Genomic DNA, 18,477 nt, shown 5'->3' on the forward strand with positions numbered 1-18,477 from the left:
AACCGTTCGGGCGATCCGGTTAGCCTGGCAACGGAACGAGGGGAGATGGGGTGCCCGAATCGACGACCGACGCATCTTCGCGAACACCGCTCGGCGCCGTCGCCGCCTTGTTGATCACGCTGGGTGTGCTCTGTGCGTCAACACTTCTCGGGCACACACCTGCCGTCGCTGCACCGCCGCGCGCGGCCGGCACCGTGGTCTCCGTCGAGCCGCTGCCGCCGGAACAGATGATCGCCGGCGCGTCACGGTCGCTGCGCATCGAGTACTGGACCGCCGACGCGAACGGCGCACCCCGACTCAGCAGCGCGGCGCTGTATCTGCCGCACCGCCCGGCCCGGACGGTCGTCTCCTGGGCGCACGGCGCCAACGGCCTCGGCGATCAGTGCGCACCGACCGTCATCGGCCGACCGGCCCGCGAAAGCGCCTACTTCCAGACGTTGCTGACATCCGGATTCGCGGTCGTGGCAACCGATTACATCGGCCTCGGTACACCCGGTCCCGCGGCGTTCCTGGATTCCGTGGGCGAGGCCAACGCCGTCTCGGACGCCGTTCGGGCGGCACGACGGATCCAATCCTCGATCGGGTCGTGGATCGCGGACGGCCACTCGCAGGGTGCGCACGCCACGTTCAACACCGCCGCGCGCGGCCCGGCCCGGGTGCCGGAGATCCGGTATCTCGGCGCTGCCGCAACGAGTTTCCCGCCACAGGTCGATGCGCTGGTGCCAGCACTCACGCCGACCACACCTCCACTGCCGATCGAGCTCACCGGCCTGTACGTGATGGCGCTCCGCGGCTTCGCGATCACCGATCCCGCGCTGCATATCGAGGGCCATCTGACCCCGCTCGGTACCCGGCTGTTCGACGAGATCGATTCGCAGTGCGTCACCGAGATCAACAGCCGCACCAAGGGCATACCGACCGCGGCCCTGCTGCGCTCGGCGCTCACCGACAGGGAGACTCGGGCGTTCCAGTCGTACCTACGACTGCCGGTGAACGGTATCGCCCGACCGATGTTCCTCGGCAGCGGCTTCCACGACGAAATCCTGCCGTTCCCAACGGTTCTGCCGGTCGTGGCGCAGCTCCGCGCCAACGGCGTCGATGCGCGCTTCCACGGGTACGACGCCGGGCACGACGACATCATCGACATCTCCCGCGCCGATCGGGTGGCGTTCATGCGCGACCTGGCCGCGCATGCCGGCTGACCGGCCCAGCGACCCAACGGAAGGCCACCCGTGACCACTGACTTCGTTCCGATCCTCCATCCCGGCTTCAGCAGTCCGGGCGCCGCCGCGACACCGTGGTCGGAGGTGGTCGACGTACTCGAGCATGCGGACATGTTCTGGATCAGCACCGTGCGCGCCGACGGCCGTCCGCATGTCACCCCATTGCCCGCGATGTGGTTCGACGACGCCCTGTTCTTCACGACGGGCCTCGAAGAACAGAAGGGCCGCAACCTGTCCCGTAATCCGGCATGCGTCCTCACGACCGGCACCAACGTGTATCGCGGCGGGCTCGACGTGGTGGTCGAAGGTCGGGCGGAACGCTGCACGCACCGTCCGACGCTCGAGCGGCTGGCCCAGATGTGGCTGCACCGGCTCGATTGGCCCTACGACGTGGACGACGACGGATTCCGTCACCGAACCGACGGCCGGGCACCGAACGTCGATACCGGAGCCGTCCCGGTATTCGGGCTGCGGCCCACCAAGATCCTGTCGTTCCGGCGAGACGACGAGTTCGCGCAGACGCGGTACCGACCCGCATGAGATCGCTCAGCTCCCCGGGGGCAACTACTGCTGGGCCCACCAGGCCAATAACTCGGCCTCGGCGTCTTCTCGCGACAGCGGCCCGCGATCCAGGCGCAGCTCCTTGAGGAACTTCCAGGCCTTGCCGACGTCCGGGCCGGGCTGCAGATTCAGCAGCTCCATGATCGCGTTGCCGTCCAGGTCGGGCCGCACCCGCTGCAGATCCTCGGCCTCGGCGATCGCCGCGATCCGCCGTTCCAGATCGTCGTAGCTCTCCTGCAGCCGCCGGGCCCGCCGCTTGTTGCGCGTCGTGCAATCGGCGCGCACCAACTTGTGCAAGCGCGGCAACAGATCTCCGGCGTCGGTGACGTAGCGACGGACCGCCGAATCGGTCCAGTTGCCGTCGCCGTAGCCGTGGAATCGCAGGTGCAGGAACACCAACTGCGCCACGTCCTCCACGACGTGCTTGGGATACTTCAACGCGCGCAGCCGCTTTCGCACCATCTTCGCGCCGACCACCTCGTGGTGGTGGAAGCTGACGCCGCCGTCGGGTTCGTGCCGACGCGTGGCCGGCTTGCCGATGTCATGCAGGATCGCGGCCCACCGCAGGATCAGATCCGGATCCGAATCCTCCAGGTCGACAGCCTGTTTCAGCACCGTGAGACTGTGCCAGTACACATCCTTGTGCTGATGATGCTCATCGATCGCCAGCTTCATGCCGGGGATCTCCGGGATGACGCGCTCGGCGAGCCCGGTGTCGCACAGCATGTTGATGCCGTCGGCCGGGTATTCGCCCAGCAGCATCTTGTCCAGCTCGGCGGCCACCCGTTCGACGGTGATCCGGTCGATCTGCTCGACCATCGCCACGATCGCCTCCTGCACGCGCGGCGCCAGGGTGAACCCCAGCTGCGACACGAACCGCACCGCGCGCAGCATCCGCAGCGGATCGTCGTTGAAGGAGATCTCGGGCGCGTCCGGGGTGTCGATGACGCCGGCCAGCAGCGCGTCGAGGCCGCCCAGGGGATCGAGGAACTCGCCGACGCCGTCGGCCGTGATCTGCACCGCCATCGCGTTGATCGAGAAGTCGCGGCGAACCAGGTCGGCCTCGAGGGTGTCGCCGAACCGCACCTGCGGGTTGCGCGACTGCCCGTCGTAGCTGTCCGACCGGAAGGTGGTGATCTCGATCTGCTGGTCGCCCTTGGCGGCGCTGATCGTGCCGAAATCGATGCCGGTGTCCCAGACGTTGTCGGCCCAGCCGCGCAGCAGCCGCTGGATCTGCTCGGGGCGAGCATCGGTGGTGAAGTCCAGGTCGCCGGAGAATCGGCCGAGAATCGCGTCCCGGACGGAACCGCCGACGAGATACAGCTGATGGCCGGCCTCCGCGAACCGGGCACCCAGCGGTTCGACTACGTCCGACACCGTCCGCAGCGTCGCCGCGGCACCGGCGAGCAGCCGGGTTCGGCGCTCGGCGAGCGCGGCGAGATCAGGGTCGGTCACGTCTGACGAGGGTACTGGCGCCGCTGCCCAGCACCAATCCGGGCGACTGCTCCTCGAAACAAATGGGTCACCATCCGGCAGCGGTGTCAGGACGTGCGGTTATCGCCGTCTAGCATCGGTGTGGTGTCCACCGAACCCTCCGAGCCGAGTAGTGACGTCGTTCGACGTCCCCGTCGGCGTGGTCGGCGACGTCCCGGCCCACCCCGCATCGTGGGAGATTCGGGCAGTTCAGACACCTCGACCACCGGTTCGGTAGCCGGCGGCTCGCCCGCGGGCGCCGCCGCGACCGGCGCTTCCGACTCACCCGGCCCCGCGCCGCGCACGAACGGCTCGGACAGCGGCGGCCCCAAGCCCGCTGGCGGCCGCCGCAACCGGCGGGGTCGGCGCGGCCGCCGGGGCCGAGGCGGTGCGGCAAAGCCGGTCGATGCGAACGGCACCTCGCCGACCGCCGATTCCGATGCTCCGAGCCGCCAGGTCAAGCCGTCGGACCTCGGTCGATCGGCGGCTGTCGCGAAGGCCGGCATAGAAAAGGTCACGGAGAAGGCCGGCACCATCGGATCCGGGTCCGGGCGGAAGAACGGCGGGCGGCCGGCCGACAACGGCAATCGTCCCCGGCTGCGCACGGTGCGGGAGACATCTGCCGGTGGCCTGGTGGTATCCGGATTGGACGCCCCGGACGGCGAACGTCTCGCCGCGCTCATCGGCCGTATCGATCGCCGGGGCCGCATGATGTGGTCGCTGCCCAAGGGACATATCGACACGGGCGAGACCGCGGAACAGACAGCGGTTCGGGAGGTGGCCGAAGAAACGGGGATCGAGGGCAGCGTCGTGGCGCCGCTGGGCAAGATCGACTACTGGTTCGTATCCGAGGGGAAACGCATCCACAAGACCGTGCATCACTATCTGATGCGGTCCACCGGCGGCGAGCTCTCGGACGCCGACCACGAGGTGACGGAGGTCGCCTGGGTGCCGATCACGGATCTGCCCCGGCGGCTCACCTACTCCGACGAGCGCCGCCTGGCCCGCGTCGCCGAATCGGTGATCGCCGACCTTTCGGCCGACCCGCAGCGACTGGCCGCCAGCGAGGCCGACGCGATGCGCACCGAGCCCAACGAGTACGAGAAGGCGGCCGCCGCACGCAACCAGCGCCGTCATGACCCGGCCCCACCGCCGCGCCGGCGGGGCCGCGGACGTGGTCGGGGCCGGCGCAACACGTCGGACGACTCCCGGCGCGGCGGCGACGCCGCATCGAGTTCAGGCAATCCCTCGGCATCGGTATGAATCGGTATGCATCCGGTCCGACCGCAGCGGTCGGTGCTCGAGCGCGCCCCGTGCGCGTCGTCCTCGCGGCGCTGCTGGTCGGTTGTTGCGCGATGCTCGGGCTCGCGGTACCGGCCAATGCCGACCGGCCCGCAGCCGAATTCCTGCATGTCGTCATCGACACCCTGAGCCCGACCACGGTCACCACCACCAGCTCGCCGACCGTCACCGTGACCGGCACCATCACGAACTTCGGCGACCGCACGGTGCACGACGTCGCCGTCCGGCTGCAGCGCGCTCCCGCGCTGGACGCCACCGGTGACTCTCGCGCCGTCCTGGTGCGCGACCCCAACACGTTCGACACCACCGGCGCGTTCCATCCGGTCTCGCAGTCGGTCGCGGCCGGGGCCAAAATCCCGTTCTCCGTGAGTATTCCGCTGTCGGCGGGCGGCCCGGAACCCTCGCTGCAGATCAGCCGACCGGGCGTCTACCCGTTGCTGGTCAATGTCAACGGCACTCCCGACTACGGCTCCGCCGCCCGGCTCGACGACGCGCGCACGCTGCTGCCGGTCCTCGGCCTGCCGGCGGATTCGGCTCGCGCGCAACAGAACACCTCCACCCAGCCCGACAACCTGGCGCCGACCGCCGACGGATCGGTGGCCCCGGACATCTCCAGTCCGACGCACCTGACCCTGCTGTGGCCGTTCGCCGCGTCGCCGCAGGTGGCGCCCGGCGGAGTCGGAGACGACAAGCCCACCCGGCTGATCTCGGACAACCTGGCGACCTCGTTCGCCCCGGGCGGCCGTCTCGACCGGCTGCTGTCGGCCGCCGAGGGCGCGCTGCCCGATGACGACAACAACACGGTCAAGCAGAGTCTTTGTCTCGCAATCGATCCGGACCTGCTGGTGACCGCCCAGGCGATGGTTCACGGGTACACCGTGCCGTCCGATCCGGACGACTCCGCCTCCCGCGGCCGGACCGGACACGGTGGTCCCGCCGCCGAGGCCTGGCTCAACCGGATGGCCACCGTCGCCGGCCGGGCGGACTGTGTCGTCGCGCTGCCGTATGCCCAGGCCGATCTCAATTCCGTGACCCGGGTGCATGATTCGGCATTCACGCAGGCGGCGACGGGCGATGCCGCGACGACCGTCGACACCATCCTGAACGTGAAGTCTGTGCAAGATATCGCGATTCCCACGTCCGGCGCCCTGGACTGGAACACCCTGGGAGCGCTTGCCGCCCAGGGGACCTCCGGGGCGATGCTGGCCGCCCCGGGGCTGTCGGGCAGCAACCCCGATGGCAGCGGGCAGTTGGAGATCCCGGTCCCGCCGTATGCCGCCGCCGATACGGCCCCGACACCCAGCCGGATCGGCGTCCAGTCCTATGACCCGGCGATCACCACCGCGCTGGCCGCGATGGGTGACGCCCCGACGACGCCGGCCAACACCCCGGCCGACCAGCGCTACAACCTCGCCCACGACTCGGCGGCGGCCCGGCGGGCCGACGCAATCGGCGCCATCGCGTATGCGGCGCTGCGCCCGTCGACGGGCAGCACCACCCCGAACGATCCGACGGCGAACGTCCTCGGACGCAGTCAGGTCGTGCTGCCGCCGGCCGTCTGGAACCCCAGCACCGACGACGCCAATGCCATCCTGCAGATGACGGCGATGCTGCTCGACTCCGGCCTGGCCAGCAGTACGCCGTTGCCGCACATAGCGACTCGGCTCGCCGGGCCGTTGCCGTCGGGTGCGCTGCGCAATCCGAATACGGTCGACCCGCTGCCGCAGTCGACGGTGGACGCGATCGGCCGCAATCTGAATGACCTGCGTCAGTTCCAGGGCTCGCTGGTCAACAGGCCCGAGCAGCCGATCTCGCCGCAGGCGTTCATGAGCCCGCTGTTCGGCGATCTGCTGCGCGCGACCACCCGCAACAGCAACGACACCGCGGCCCACAACAACGCGGTCGACGCCGAGCGCGTCGCGGCCGTCCAAGAGTCTCTCGTCTCGATGCGGGAGCAGGTCAGCATCCTCAACCCCGGCGGCCGGTACACGCTGGCCTCGGAGCGCAGCCCTCTGCTGCTGGTGATCCGCAATGATCTGCCGGTGCCGATGCGGGTGCAGCTGGATATTCAGGCCCCGCGCGGCATGACGGTCGGCGATGTCGGAGTTGTGGAGATTCCGCCGCGCGGCACCCGCCAGATCCAGTTGCCCACCAAGGCGAATTCGTCCCGCACGGTGTCGGTGAAGATCGGGCTGGCGTCCGACACCGGCGTGAAATTGGGACAGCCTATTGAACTGTCAGTACATTCCAACGCATATGGACAGGTCCTCTTCATCATCACGATCTGCGCGGCGGTGCTCCTGGTGCTGCTCGCGGGTCGACGGCTGTGGCACCGTTTCCGCGGCGAGCCTGATCCGGCAGACGCCGATCGGCCCGAGCCCGATGCCCGGGAGCGGAAGATGGCCGACGACGTGACCCTGCACCAGAACCCGGCATATGCCGAGGCCGACCAGACCGAGCTCGGCCATACCGACCACGAGCCGACACAGACCGACGACCATCCGGACGGTTCGCGGTGACCGAGTCGCAGACCAAACCGAACGACTCCGACGAGTCACTACTCGCGACCAGCGGCTCGATCGCGATCGCGACGCTGACGAGCCGGATCACCGGGTTCATCCGCACAGTGCTGGTGACCTCGATGCTCGGCGCCGCGATCTCCTCGGCATTCATCACCGCCTACACGTTGCCGTCGATGGTCGCCGAGGCGCTGCTCGGCGCCGTCCTCACCGCCATCGTCATCCCGGTGCTGGTGCGCGCCGAGCGCGAGGACGACGACGGCGGCGCCGGATTCATCAACCGCGTCTTCACCCTCGCCCTGTCGGTGCTCACGGTCGGCACGGTGATCGCGCTGATCGCCGCGCCGCTGCTGACGATGCTGTCGCTCGGCGACGGCAAGGTGAACCGGTCGCTGGCGACCCACCTAAGCTTCCTGCTGCTCCCGGAGATCCTCTTCTACGGTCTCTCCGCGCTGTTCATCGCGACGCTGAACATGCGCGGGAACTTCAAGCCCGGTGCGTGGGCGCCCGTGGTCAACAACCTGGTGCAGATCACCACGCTGGTCGTCTACGCGATCGTGCCCGGTGAGATCTCGCTCAATCCCGTCCGGATGGGCGACACCAAGCTGCTGGTGCTCGGCATCGGCACCACCCTCGGCGTCGTCGTGCAGGCCCTGATCCTGGTGCCCGCGCTGCGCCGGTCCGGAGTGCATCTCAAGCTCAAATGGGGACTCGACGCGCGCCTGCGCAAGTTCGGAAACATGGCCTCGGCCGTCATCCTTTACGTCGTCGTCCTGCAGGTCGGCTGGGTGATCACCACCCGGATCGCCGCCCACGCCGACGCCGCCGGCCCTGCCAACTACAGCCAGCACTGGATGCTGCTGCAGGTCCCGTACGGCGTCCTCGGTGTCACCATCCTGACGGCGATCATGCCGCGGCTCTCGCGCAACGCCGCCGCCAACGACACCGCCTCGGTGGTGGACGACCTGTCGGTGGCGACCCGTCTGACGATGGTCGCGCTGGTCCCGATCATCACGTTCATGACGTTCTTCGGCCCGGCGATCGGCGTCGCGCTGTTCAACTTCGGCAAGTTCGACGAACACACCGCCACCCAGCTCGGCACGGTGCTCACCTGCGGCGCGTTCACGATCATCCCGTATTCGATGACGCTGGTTCAGCTGCGCGTCTTCTATGCGCGCGAGGACGCCTGGACGCCGACGGTGATGACCGTCGGCATCACAGTGGTCAAGGTCGCCTTCTCGTACCTGGGCCTGGCGCTGTTCGACAACGGCCAGGACGTGGTGCGCTGGCTCGCGTTCTCCAACGGTCTCGGTTATCTGGTCGGGGCGATCGTCGGGCACTATCTGCTGCGGCGGCGCATGGGTCCGATCCGGATGACCAACGTCACCCGTACCACCATGCAGACGCTCGCCGCATCGATCGCGTGCTCCGGCGTGGTCTGGGGTCTCGCGGAGATCTCCGGGATGCACAAGCTCGGCACCGACGCCGGCAAGTTCGGGTCCCTGGCCTACCTGGCCCTCGTCGCTCTGGTCTCCCTCGGCCTCACCTACGCCGTCCTCACGCTGTTGCGCGTGCCGGATGTCATCGCGGTCGGCGTCACCGCCCGCCGCGCGCTCGGCCGGTTCATCCCGGCCCTGGCGCCACCGGCCGATGCGCATCCGGAGACCCGCGCCGAGATGACGCTGCGGCTGCCGCGGATCAGCACCGACGAGTCCGTTCCTTACGGCGGCGAGGTGCAGATCGGGCAGAGGTTCGACCCGGCCACCTCGAGCTGGCGCACCTACTCCGAGCTCAGTGGCGGTGCGGTCGATCGGGACCAGACCGACAGCGGCCAGCACGATCTCCGGTACCGGCGACAGTCCGAGAGTGCCGTCGGACCGGCCGAGACCATCGCCCCGGTGCCCGGCGCCCTGTCGCAGGATCCGCGGCCGGCCCGGCCTTCGCGGCCGCGCGGCCCGATGCTGGTGCCCGGTGCCGCCGTCGCCGGCGGCCGGTACCGCCTGCTGCAGCCGCACGGGGGCGCCGACGGTCTGCAGTTCTGGCGCGCCCGCGACATCAGCCTCGATCGGGATGTGGCACTGACCTTCGTCGACGCCAATCAGCTCGCACCGGCTGCAGATTCGGACGGCGCTGAAAATGTGCGCGGCGCCGGACCTCAGGCGGTGCTGTCGCGCACCCTGCGGCTCGGTCGCCTCAACACCCCCGGCGTGGCCCGGGTGCTCGATGTCATCCGGGGCTCTTCCGGCGGCATCGTGGTTGCCGAGTGGGTGCCCGGCTCCTCGCTCGCCGAGGTCGCACTCAGGCGACCGTCCGCGCTCGGTGCCGCGCATGCGGTACGTACGCTGGCCGCCGGAGCCGAGGCGGCGCACCGCAGCGGGGCCGCGCTGTCCATCGACCACCCCGACCGTATCCGCATCTCCTCCGCCGGCGAGGCCGTGCTGGCCTTCCCGGGAACCATGGCCGACGGCAGCCGCGACAACGACGTCCGCGGTCTCGGTGCCGTTCTGTATGCGCTGCTACTGGCCAGCTGGCCGATGGACCCCGCGCGCGGCAACGCGTTGGCGACCACCGCCGACACCACCGAGCTGGTGGGCGGGCTGCCCGCCGCCGCGCCGAACAACCGCGGCCTGCCGATCGAGCCGCGCGCCGCGCGCGCCGGGGTGCCCTTCGAGATCTCCACCGTGGCGGTCCGCGCGCTGGAGGGCAATAGCGGAATCCGCACGGCTGCAACGGTTCAGCACCTGCTCGACCAGGCGACGGTGCTCGACCAGAAGACCGAGCTGATCCTGCCGATCGACGGCAAGCCGGCGGTCCTCGCGGGCTCGACCGCGGCCGAGTCGCCGCGTCGGCGCAGCCGCACCCGTGCGATGCTCGTCGCCGGTGGGCTGCTCGCGCTGTTCCTGGTGATCGCGCTGGTGGTCTGGCTGGCCGGAGCCTTCGACACGAACCACTCCACCAGCACGGGCGCCTCGTCCACCACCACCGCCAGTTCCGTGGCGCCGAGCAGCACTCCGACCGCGGCCCCGGTGCTGAAAACCGTTGAGGTCAAGGACTACTCGTCCCAGGACCCCGATTCGTCGGACTATGTGAGGAACACCATCACCGGTCAGGCGCCGCCGTGGTCGACCGACTCGTACCTGCGCTACCCGCGCTTCGGCAACCTGAAACCCGGTGTGGGACTGCTCTATACGCTGGCCGCGCCGGCCTCCTTCTCGTCGGTGACGATCCGCACCACCACGCCCGGCGTGGTCGTTCAGATCCGCACGCTGGACTCGCCGGACGACACGTTCGCAAGCAGCACCGTGGTCGGGCGCGCGACGCTGGCGCAGCGGACGACGTCCATCCCCGTCACGGTCGCCGGGCCCACGCGATACGTGCTGGTCTGGCTCACCGAGCTGCCGCAGAACTCGCACGGCCGCTATCAGGGCGCGATCGCCCAGGTCTCGCTCGAGCCGTGAGGCGATGTCCGATTTTATGTCGGAGGCCGGGGCTAGTGTCTCGCCATGGCTGACAAGCTCATCACCGACAACGGTTTGATCGCGGGGGAGGACGGGCGGCTGCGGCCCGCCTGGGCGAGTGTCGATCCCCTGCTACGCGACTACTACGACACCGAATGGGGGATGCCGGTCGACGGCGAGAACGCCCATTTCGAGCGGCTCGCCCTGGAAGGGTTTCAGGCCGGGCTGTCCTGGGCGACGATCCTGCGCAAGCGGCCGGCGTTCCGCGAAGTATTCGCGGACTTCGACGTGGACACGGTCGCCGCCTTCACCGAAGCGGATGTCGAGCGGCTGCTGCAGGATGCCCGGATCGTCCGCAACCGCGCCAAGATCGAGGCCACTGTCGGGAATGCCCGAGCGGCGATCGCCCTGCGCGAGGAGGGCGGGCTCGTCGAGTTCCTGTGGTCCTTCCGTCCCGAACAGACTCCGCGACCGCGTTCCACCGCCGAAGTGCCCACCACGTCACCGGAGTCGGTCGCGATGTCGAAGGCGCTGCGCAAGAAGGGCTTCCGATTCGTCGGCCCGACCACGATGTTCGCCCTGATGGAGGCCGTCGGCATCGTCGACACCCACCTGATGGGCTCCCATCGGCGGGGCACGTCCGGCATCTGGCCGGAATAGCCTGCAATGCCGCCGAGCGGAAGTCCGCGGCGGATCCACTCAGTCGGCTGCGGCCAGCCGGCGAAGACTCGACCCGTGAAACACCAGCGGTTCGGCCTCGGCGCTGCCGGCGATGCGGTCGACCCGCAGAAGTACGACCCGGTGGTCGCCGGCCGGAATCTCGGCGTGGATGGTCGTCTCGATCCAGGCGGCGGCACCCCCGACGAAGATCGCGCCGTCCCGGCCGTCGTGGACGTCGACCTCCGCGAACCGGTCGCCCTTGCCGCCAAGCGCGTAGGCGGTCCGGTGCTGATCGTGACCCAGGAGACTGATCCCGATGCTCCTGGCCTGCTGCAACCGGGGCCACGTAGTCGACGAGTGCTGCACACACACCGACACCAGCGGCGGATCGATGGACACCGGCACGAACGAGGCGACCACGAGTCCGTGTGGCCGGCCGTCGACGCGTGCCGCGATCGCGACGAGACCATTGGGGAAGTGGGCGAACGCCTTCCGCAATCCGGCGGAGTCGGACGGCGCCGCAAGCAGATCGTCGATGGCTGATGCGGTGGAGGTAGTCACCCGATCAGCTCAGCAGCAATCGGACCGGCGCAACAGGTTTCGCACCGGCCCGATCGCAATGTGGCTCCACGACGGGTCAGCCGGCCGCGACCAGCTGGCGATAGTCGGAGCGGCTGAATCGGCCGGCTGGAGCGAAGCGGCCCAGCAACTCGGCCGGGTCGGCGCCGGTCACCTCCGCCACATACCTCGCGGCATCCTCGGCGGTGTCGACCGAACGGAAGGACTGCGGCCGATGCAGCAAACCCACCAGCGCCGACGCGAACGCCGGGTCGACGGCTGCCGTGGCGAAGAACTGGCCGCCGACATCGGCGAATTCGGGATCCGACAGGAACAGCCGGGTGACCTTCGCCGCGTCCTCGCCGCGCGCGGCCAGGAACTCCGCGTACTGCCGCGTCAGCCACTCCTCGTCGAAGGGGCCGCGATGCGTCGCGGCCGCGGCGACCAGCCGCTGCGCCTGGATCAGGCCGCCCTGCGCGCCCTGCCCGGCCACTGGATCGTGCGTGATGGCCGTATCGCCCAGCGCCGCAACCACATGGCCGCCCGACGTGTGGCCGACCCCGGCCCGGATGACCGGACGCACCGCGCCCTTGAGCCAGGAATGCGGATCCTCTGAGATGGTCTCAGTGGCAAGCACCTCGGGCAGGTCCCAGTCGAGATAGTCCCGATAGAGATCCTTCACCACGGCGAGGGCCGACTCGGCGGAATCGGCTGTGTTGAAACGCTTCTCCCAGTCGCTGCCCGGTCGCGCCCAGCCGAGGAACGCCCATGTCGGGCCGGCGTCCTTGTGCAGGTACGGACCCCACCACACCTCGCCCTGATCGGCGACGATCGAGAACAGGCTGTGTGCGCCGCCGGCCGGACCGCGATGGGCGAAGACCTCCGGTCCATAGCCGAGCCCGCGGGTGGTGACGGTGAGCAGGGTGCGCTGCGGCCGGTCGTACACCGTCCGCGACTCATCGATGGGGAAGAGGTCCACCAGCCCGCCCTTGCCGGTGGCCACCAGTGTCAGATCGTGCGCTTCGGCGATCGTGTCCAGCGCCTGCGGCGTCACCTCCTCGACGATGAAGACACCGCCGCGCTTCTGGAAGGTGGCCAGTCGTTCGTCGGCCTTGAGACGGGTGTCGACGGCGACACCGACATACCCCGCGAAATCACCGTCGAAGGCAATGAGTTCCGGGCGCTCGCCGTCCTCCGCCGGACCGGCGATCCGCACGCTGAGGCCGGTGTGCCGCGGCGCCCGACCGGTGTAGGTGTCGAGGCCGAGCGCGGCCTCCGCCTGCTGGGTCTCACCGAATTCCAGTGCGGTTCCCGTCGCCGGGACGTCGTCCCGCAGCCCCCGCTGGTCCCGATCACTGTAGAGAGTGACGGCGAAACCGTTGTCCAGCAGTCCGAGTGCGGCGGTGACGCCGGTCTGTCCGGCGCCCACCACGGCCGCGCTGCGTTGTTGTTTCGGAGATTGATGTGTCGAGGTGTTCTGTTGGGTAGTCATACCAATTATGTTGCGCCCCACTATCTACCCTCGACACCGTTGCGCTCAGTGCGAGTCAATCAACGATCCGGCACGCACCTGTTCCTCGCTGAGCGCCGTCGACCCGGGACCGCCGATCCGATATCGGGCGCCCCGGTGCTCGTCGGGCAGCCGGTCGCCCCGGCCGACCAACTTGTGGCGCAGCGTGCCCGGCACATACTCCTCGGGGTACTGCCCGCGCTCGGTCAGCACCGGGACCACATGCGTCACAACATCTTCGAATGTTCCCGGGGTGATCGCATAGGCGAGGTTGAACCCGTCGACGTCAGTGTCCGCCTGCCAGTCGGCCAGCAGGTCGGCGATGGTCTCGCCGGATCCGACGAAGACCGGCCCCATGCCGCCGATCCCCGCCCAGCGTCCGATGTCGCGCACGGTCCACTCGCGTCCGTCGTCGTCGAACTCCTGGAAGGCCGCGACGGCCGACTGGATCGCGTTCGACTGCACGTCCCCGATCGGATCGTCGAGGTCATATTGCGACAGGTCGATCCCCATCCACCCGGACATGAACACCAGCCCGCCCTCGACACTCGCGTAGGAGAGGTATTCCTCGTGCTTACGGTGGGCCGCCTCGTCCGATGAGTCGGTGACGATCGTGGCCAACGCGTAGATCCGGGCGGCGTATCGGTCGCGGCCCGCGGCCTCCAGCTCGTCGCGGATGCGCGAGACCGTCTGGGCCAGAACCCGTTTGGACGGTCCGGCGATGAAGATCGCCTCGGCATTCTCGGCGGCGAAGCGGGTGCCCCGCGGCGACGCGCCGGCCTGGTAGATCACGGGCGTGCGCTGCGGCGACGGCTCGCCCACGTGGATCCCCGGCACGGTGAAATGCTTGCCCGCGTGCCCGATGTGGTGCACCTTCGCCGGATCGGTGTAGATGCCGCGGTCGACGTCGCGGACCACCGCGTCGTCCTCCCACGAGCCCTCCCACAGTTTGTAGAGCACTTCGAGGTATTCGTCGGCATGGTCGTATCGCTCGTCGTGATCGAGCTGGTCGGCCGCACCGAAATTCCTTGCCGCCGAGGGCAGATAGCCGGTGACCACATTCCAGCCCAGTCGCCCCTTGGTGAGGTGATCGAGGGTGGTGAGCCGCCGGGCGAACGGGAACGGGTGCTCGAATCCGGTGCCGGTGGTGATGCCGAAGCCCAGGTGTTCGGTCACCACGGCCATCGCCGACACCAGCAGCAGTGGATCGGCCACCGGCGTCTGCGCGCCCTCGCGAATCGCGGCCACGTCGTCGCCGCCGTAGACGTCGTACACGCCGAGCACGTCGGCGATGAACAACCCGTCGAATCGCCCGCGTTCCAACAGCTTCGCCAGCTCGGTCCAGTAGTCGATGTCGGTGTACCGATGCGACTGGTCGTCCGGATGGCGCCACAGCCCGGGGGACTGGTGCGCGACACAGTTCATGTCGAACGCATTGAACCGGATGGGTCGACGGCCGCCGTCCACTGCGGTCATCGCTTCGTTCCCGACCGCTGTCCCGCACTCCAGCCGAACGGCAGCTCGCCGCCGTTCACCAGATGATCGCCGATGGCGCGCGCCTTGAAGATCGCCGGATTGTGCACGGACACCGTGCGGGCGTTGCGCCAGTGGCGATCCAGCCGCAGCTTCTCCGACACGATCGACGCCCCGCCCAGCTCGAACAGCTCAGTGGTCGCGGCGAGGACGGTCGGGATGATGCTGAGCTGTGCCTGTCCGGCGGCCAATTCGACTGCGTTCAAAGCAGATTCGTCGGCCGCGCCGGAGTCGAGTACCTCGTCCAGCTGATCAGCGACGGCCAGAACCGCGGCACGAGAGCTGAACGCGGCGGCCGACAGTCGGCCAACGACCTGCTGTACCAGCGGATCCTCCCGCGGCAGGTCGGCCGATCCATGGGTGAAGGTGCGGTCGCGCCGGCGCACCCAGTCGATCGCGTCCTGCTGCGCACGCTCGGCGATGCCGGCGAGCACCGCCAACTGCACCAGCTGCAGATACGACGTGGCATACGTCGGTCCCGGCACGCCGTAGCCTGGACCGAGAATCCGCTCGTCGTCGACCACGACATCGTCGAATATCGTTGTGCCGCTGGCGGTCAGCCGCTGACCGAAGCCGTCCCAGTCGTCATGCTGGGTGACGCCGGCCGCGTCCGTGTCGACCAGGACACCTACCCGGTCGCCGTCGCGATCGGCCGCCACCAGCGTGTGGTCGGCGAAGAGCGATCCGGTGCTGTAGTACTTGACCCCGTCGAGGCGCCAGCGGTCGCCGTCCGGCGTCAGCGTCGTGCGATACCGGTCGACCGCGCCCACCCCGGGTTCGGTGATCGCATTGCCGACGAGCGTGCCGTCGGCGACCTTCCGGAACCAGCCGTCTCGTCGTTCACTCGGCTCCGCGAGGAGCTGATCCTCGACGAAGGACCAGTGCACCCGCAGCGCCTGCGGCAGATTCGATTCGGCCGCAGCGAGTTTGATCAGCTGACGGAACAGCTGTCGCACCGACGCGCCGTAGCCGCCGAATTCGACCGGTACCCGCAGCGCTCCGAAACGCGCCTCCTTGAGCCAGCCGACCTCCTCGTAGGGCAGCCGTCGCTCGATCTCACGCTCCACCGCACCGTCGGCGATGCGCTGATAGATCAGGTCGAAGACGGAATCGAGTTCGGCGTCGGTCGCGGGTCGCGCGGTCGTGATCGTCATGTCGCCACGATCGCGCCGCGGCGGCATCAGGTCACGGGTTGTGCCCGGCTCGATTCGAATGCGCCCGGCAGCCGCGGTCCGGGAATGCGGCTACGGCACCCACACCGTGGCGACGCCGGGGGTGATGATTCCGCTGAGCGCGTCGATCTTCACCACGACCTGCCCGGCGCCGGTGCGCAGCGTCGCCTCCGCCGGTATTCCGTTCAGCCCGTTCGACATTTGGGCGGCGCCGGTCGCCATCGTGGTCAGATTCACCCAGGAGACCTGTGCCTGCGGCATGCATCCCCATCGATCCTTCAGGCCGCCGGTGATCGTGAGTTGTCCGGCGGCCGGTCCGGTTTCGAACGAGCAGTGGATCGCCGGAACATCGAAACTGCCATTCGGATTGCCGAATGACGCCGGCTGGATCTGAAACGGAACCGGTGCGGCGCTCGCGGCGGCCGGTGGGATCACCGCAACCGCCGCCCCCAGGACGGCTGCCGTCAGCATCACGCGTCGCCGCATCGCGGACGTCTTCGGACTTCTGGTCATTGCTTACCTCCACAAAGTGCCCGTTTCCGACTTTATGCCTTGGCTGCGGACCATATGCGGCTTTCGTCCGTATCGCTGGCGCCAGGCACCAGCGTCCGAAACTGTCGCCGACCGTGAGCCGGTCGGAGTCGGACTTAGTACGCCCTGGCGTGCTCCCTGATGTATTGGTTGATCACGGCGTCCGGGATGCGTCCGCGAGCGGCGATGTCGATGCCTTGACTCTGTGCCCACGCCCGGATCTGACGGCCGTGCTCTGCGTTTGCCCTGTCGCTCCGCAACCCGAAGCCTCGGCTTTTTCGGCGGCCAGTGAGATAGCTGGCATGCTCGATCCACTTCTGGAAGTCGAAACGAAGCTGCATGGCGTGGGCGCTGGACAGGTCGATCGTGTAGTTGACGCCGTCGATCGTGAACTCGACCGTTTCGTCGGCAAGCTCCGCCGGATCCACGTCATCAACGAACTCGACGATGATCTTCTTCGCCATCGATGACGCTCCTGACAGTCGTGTACCGGACCCGTTGTCCTCGCCTGCAACCGTGTCGGAGCACGCGGCTCAACTATACTTTACTATAGTGTTTATGCGTTTAAGGATAGTAGCTGCGTCGTTATAGCAACAGAACTTCATGTCATCCGGATCGGAGATGCTCGCGGCGCAGTAGATCGAACAGCGCAACCCCGGGGGTCCCAGATCCGTACGACCAGCCCAGCGAGGTGATACACGATGAAGTTTCTTGTGCTGTACCGGACTGAGCAACGTGCGCGCCGACAGCTCGCGCAGGAAACGCCCCAGCAGCGGGACGCAGGCACTCGAGCTTGGGCGTTGTGGTTTGGGCTGGCTGACGAATTCGTGGTCGATCGCGGGTCACCGATTATCGACTCGAGGGGGTCGATAGGCGGGTTCTCGATCCTGCAAGGCGAGTCGATTCAGGAAGTCAAAAAGCTCCTGACGACGCACCCGCACAACCAGATCGGCACCATCGAGGTGCTTCCGTTCTTGTCGGAGTGCCTAGGTGACGAGCCGTAATCGCTGTCGGATAACAGACACCCGGTGGCAGATTGTGGCGACTTCTTGAGCGCCTGCGGTGGAACCGATGTGCTCGTTCGCCACCGCAGATGCGTTGCGCCCGAAAGCAATCGCGGCCTTCGATAGCGGCATACGTATCGGGCGCGACCGAGACGCATCCTTCGGGCCACCGCTGTTGATGCGAGGTCGCTGTCTGCGCGGTCTCCTGCTGGCGTCGTGCGATCCGACGGTCGGTGCGCCCTGGTCTTATGAGCTACGCTGCTGATGAATATGCTGAATAACATTTCTAGTAGCACATGGGTTGGTTGAGGTTCGCGGTCGGAATCGGCGCGAGCCAGCGCCCGAGGGTGGTAGCCGTGAAGGAGGTAGCCAGTGGCGAAGCGGGTCTTGGTGTTTGGTGCGGCTGATCGCCGCTATGACTGCCGGCACTGCGGCCAGCCCGTGATACGGGTCAGCGGAGTCTGGATCCACGAATACGAGGATCCAGGCGCCGATGACCACCAGCCCACCCCGGACCGTCATCTACGACCCGTTACGTAGTCCACGGGCACGGAAGGGCCGTTGTGAATTTGTGGCGTGGCCAGGCCGATCGCCGACTGTTGATGGCATGCATGAGCGAAGCCGAGAGTGAGTGGCAGCGTGCTGGTCACTCCGGCGCCGGGTTGGACTACTACCTGTGGGTTCGTCGGCGCGGCTACCAGCTGTATCGGGAGCATGGAGAGCCCGATGCCTACGGCCCCGAGCCCGAAGGCCGCGACGGTACCGGCGGCGCCGGCATCGGTGATGGCGACACCGGCCCAACCCCCATGGACGATCTCATCCCGTAGTCACCGGCGAATGCACATTCTGTTGTGTATTGGCGACCCTCGAATATCCGCTTTGTCCGATTTGATCTAGCCTCTCTGGAATGACGGCGGACCCACGTACCGACGAGCAGCTGCTCGCGGCGCATGTCGCGGGCGAAGTCGGGGCG

Annotated in this window: 15 protein-coding genes; 8 read left to right on the forward strand and 7 right to left on the reverse strand. The window is 68.2% G+C overall.

The genetic code is table 11. From position 1 onward, the window contains the following. Positions 1 to 50 precede the first annotated feature (50 nt). Both G341_RS21640 and G341_RS0109680 read left to right on the forward strand, forming a co-directional pair. On the forward strand, positions 51 to 1,202 hold the full coding sequence (locus G341_RS21640; protein ID WP_018178931.1) for a lipase family protein: 1,152 nt from the start codon (positions 51 to 53) through the stop codon (positions 1,200 to 1,202). A 30-nt stretch (positions 1,203 to 1,232) separates the two neighbouring features. Beyond that, entirely contained in the window at positions 1,233 to 1,763 is a 531-nt protein-coding gene (locus tag G341_RS0109680) for a pyridoxamine 5'-phosphate oxidase family protein (protein ID WP_018178932.1), read from the forward strand. 24 nt (positions 1,764 to 1,787) lie between these two features. Here the strand turns inward: G341_RS0109680 and G341_RS0109685 are convergent, their stop codons facing one another. Further along, on the reverse strand, positions 1,788 to 3,239 hold the full coding sequence (locus G341_RS0109685) for a CCA tRNA nucleotidyltransferase (protein ID WP_018178933.1): 1,452 nt from the start codon (positions 3,237 to 3,239) through the stop codon (positions 1,788 to 1,790). Between the two features lie 210 nt (positions 3,240 to 3,449). Between G341_RS0109685 and G341_RS21645 the strand changes: the two genes are divergently transcribed. Genes G341_RS21645 through G341_RS0109705 form a run of 4 tightly spaced genes read left to right on the forward strand, consistent with a single transcriptional unit; the run spans position 3,450 to position 11,196 of the window. Then, entirely contained in the window at positions 3,450 to 4,520 is a 1,071-nt protein-coding gene (locus G341_RS21645) for an NUDIX hydrolase (RefSeq protein WP_018178934.1), read from the forward strand. Then, positions 4,517 to 7,078 (forward strand): DUF6049 family protein, encoded by a 2,562-nt coding sequence (locus G341_RS21650; protein WP_018178935.1) that lies wholly within the window; start codon positions 4,517 to 4,519, stop codon positions 7,076 to 7,078. The genes G341_RS21645 and G341_RS21650 overlap by 4 nt, the downstream gene beginning before the upstream one ends. Beyond that, on the forward strand, positions 7,075 to 10,536 hold the full coding sequence (gene murJ, locus G341_RS0109700) for a murein biosynthesis integral membrane protein MurJ (protein ID WP_018178936.1): 3,462 nt from the start codon (positions 7,075 to 7,077) through the stop codon (positions 10,534 to 10,536). The genes G341_RS21650 and murJ overlap by 4 nt, the downstream gene beginning before the upstream one ends. 45 nt (positions 10,537 to 10,581) lie before the next feature. After that, positions 10,582 to 11,196: a DNA-3-methyladenine glycosylase I gene (locus G341_RS0109705; RefSeq protein ID WP_018178937.1), complete on the forward strand. Its 615-nt coding sequence runs from the start codon at positions 10,582 to 10,584 to the stop codon at positions 11,194 to 11,196. 39 nt (positions 11,197 to 11,235) lie between these two features. Here the strand turns inward: G341_RS0109705 and G341_RS0109710 are convergent, their stop codons facing one another. From G341_RS0109710 to G341_RS0109735, 6 genes are all read right to left on the reverse strand, one after another. After that, positions 11,236 to 11,757, reverse strand: a complete 522-nt coding sequence (locus tag G341_RS0109710) for a flavin reductase family protein (protein WP_018178938.1) — start codon at positions 11,755 to 11,757, stop codon at positions 11,236 to 11,238. A gap of 76 nt (positions 11,758 to 11,833) precedes the next feature. Beyond that, entirely contained in the window at positions 11,834 to 13,246 is a 1,413-nt protein-coding gene (locus tag G341_RS0109715) for a styrene monooxygenase/indole monooxygenase family protein (RefSeq protein ID WP_043451076.1), read from the reverse strand. Between the two features lie 45 nt (positions 13,247 to 13,291). After that, positions 13,292 to 14,740: an LLM class flavin-dependent oxidoreductase gene (locus G341_RS0109720; RefSeq protein ID WP_018178940.1), complete on the reverse strand. Its 1,449-nt coding sequence runs from the start codon at positions 14,738 to 14,740 to the stop codon at positions 13,292 to 13,294. Next, positions 14,737 to 15,951 carry an acyl-CoA dehydrogenase family protein gene (locus G341_RS0109725; protein ID WP_026303473.1) on the reverse strand — a complete coding sequence of 405 codons (1,215 nt, stop codon included), beginning with the start codon at positions 15,949 to 15,951 and terminating at the stop codon, positions 14,737 to 14,739. The genes G341_RS0109720 and G341_RS0109725 overlap by 4 nt, the downstream gene beginning before the upstream one ends. Before the next feature lie 90 nt (positions 15,952 to 16,041). After that, positions 16,042 to 16,482, reverse strand: coding sequence for a hypothetical protein (locus tag G341_RS0109730; protein ID WP_245556954.1), 441 nt, complete (start codon positions 16,480 to 16,482; stop codon positions 16,042 to 16,044). A gap of 134 nt (positions 16,483 to 16,616) precedes the next feature. Next, complete coding sequence (locus tag G341_RS0109735) at positions 16,617 to 16,964, reverse strand: histone-like nucleoid-structuring protein Lsr2 (RefSeq protein WP_018178943.1); 348 nt, start codon at positions 16,962 to 16,964, stop codon at positions 16,617 to 16,619. Between the two features lie 237 nt (positions 16,965 to 17,201). On the opposite strand from G341_RS0109735, the gene G341_RS0109740 reads away from it, so the two are divergent. Both G341_RS0109740 and G341_RS0109745 read left to right on the forward strand, forming a co-directional pair. Further along, complete coding sequence (locus tag G341_RS0109740) at positions 17,202 to 17,504, forward strand: YciI family protein (RefSeq protein WP_018178944.1); 303 nt, start codon at positions 17,202 to 17,204, stop codon at positions 17,502 to 17,504. 563 nt (positions 17,505 to 18,067) lie between these two features. Continuing rightward, positions 18,068 to 18,331, forward strand: a complete 264-nt coding sequence (locus tag G341_RS0109745; RefSeq protein ID WP_155826893.1) for a hypothetical protein — start codon at positions 18,068 to 18,070, stop codon at positions 18,329 to 18,331. Positions 18,332 to 18,477 lie beyond the last annotated feature (146 nt).

The sequence above is a fragment of the Jongsikchunia kroppenstedtii DSM 45133 genome, assembly GCF_000380485.1.
Lineage (GTDB): Bacteria > Actinomycetota > Actinomycetes > Mycobacteriales > Mycobacteriaceae > Jongsikchunia > Jongsikchunia kroppenstedtii.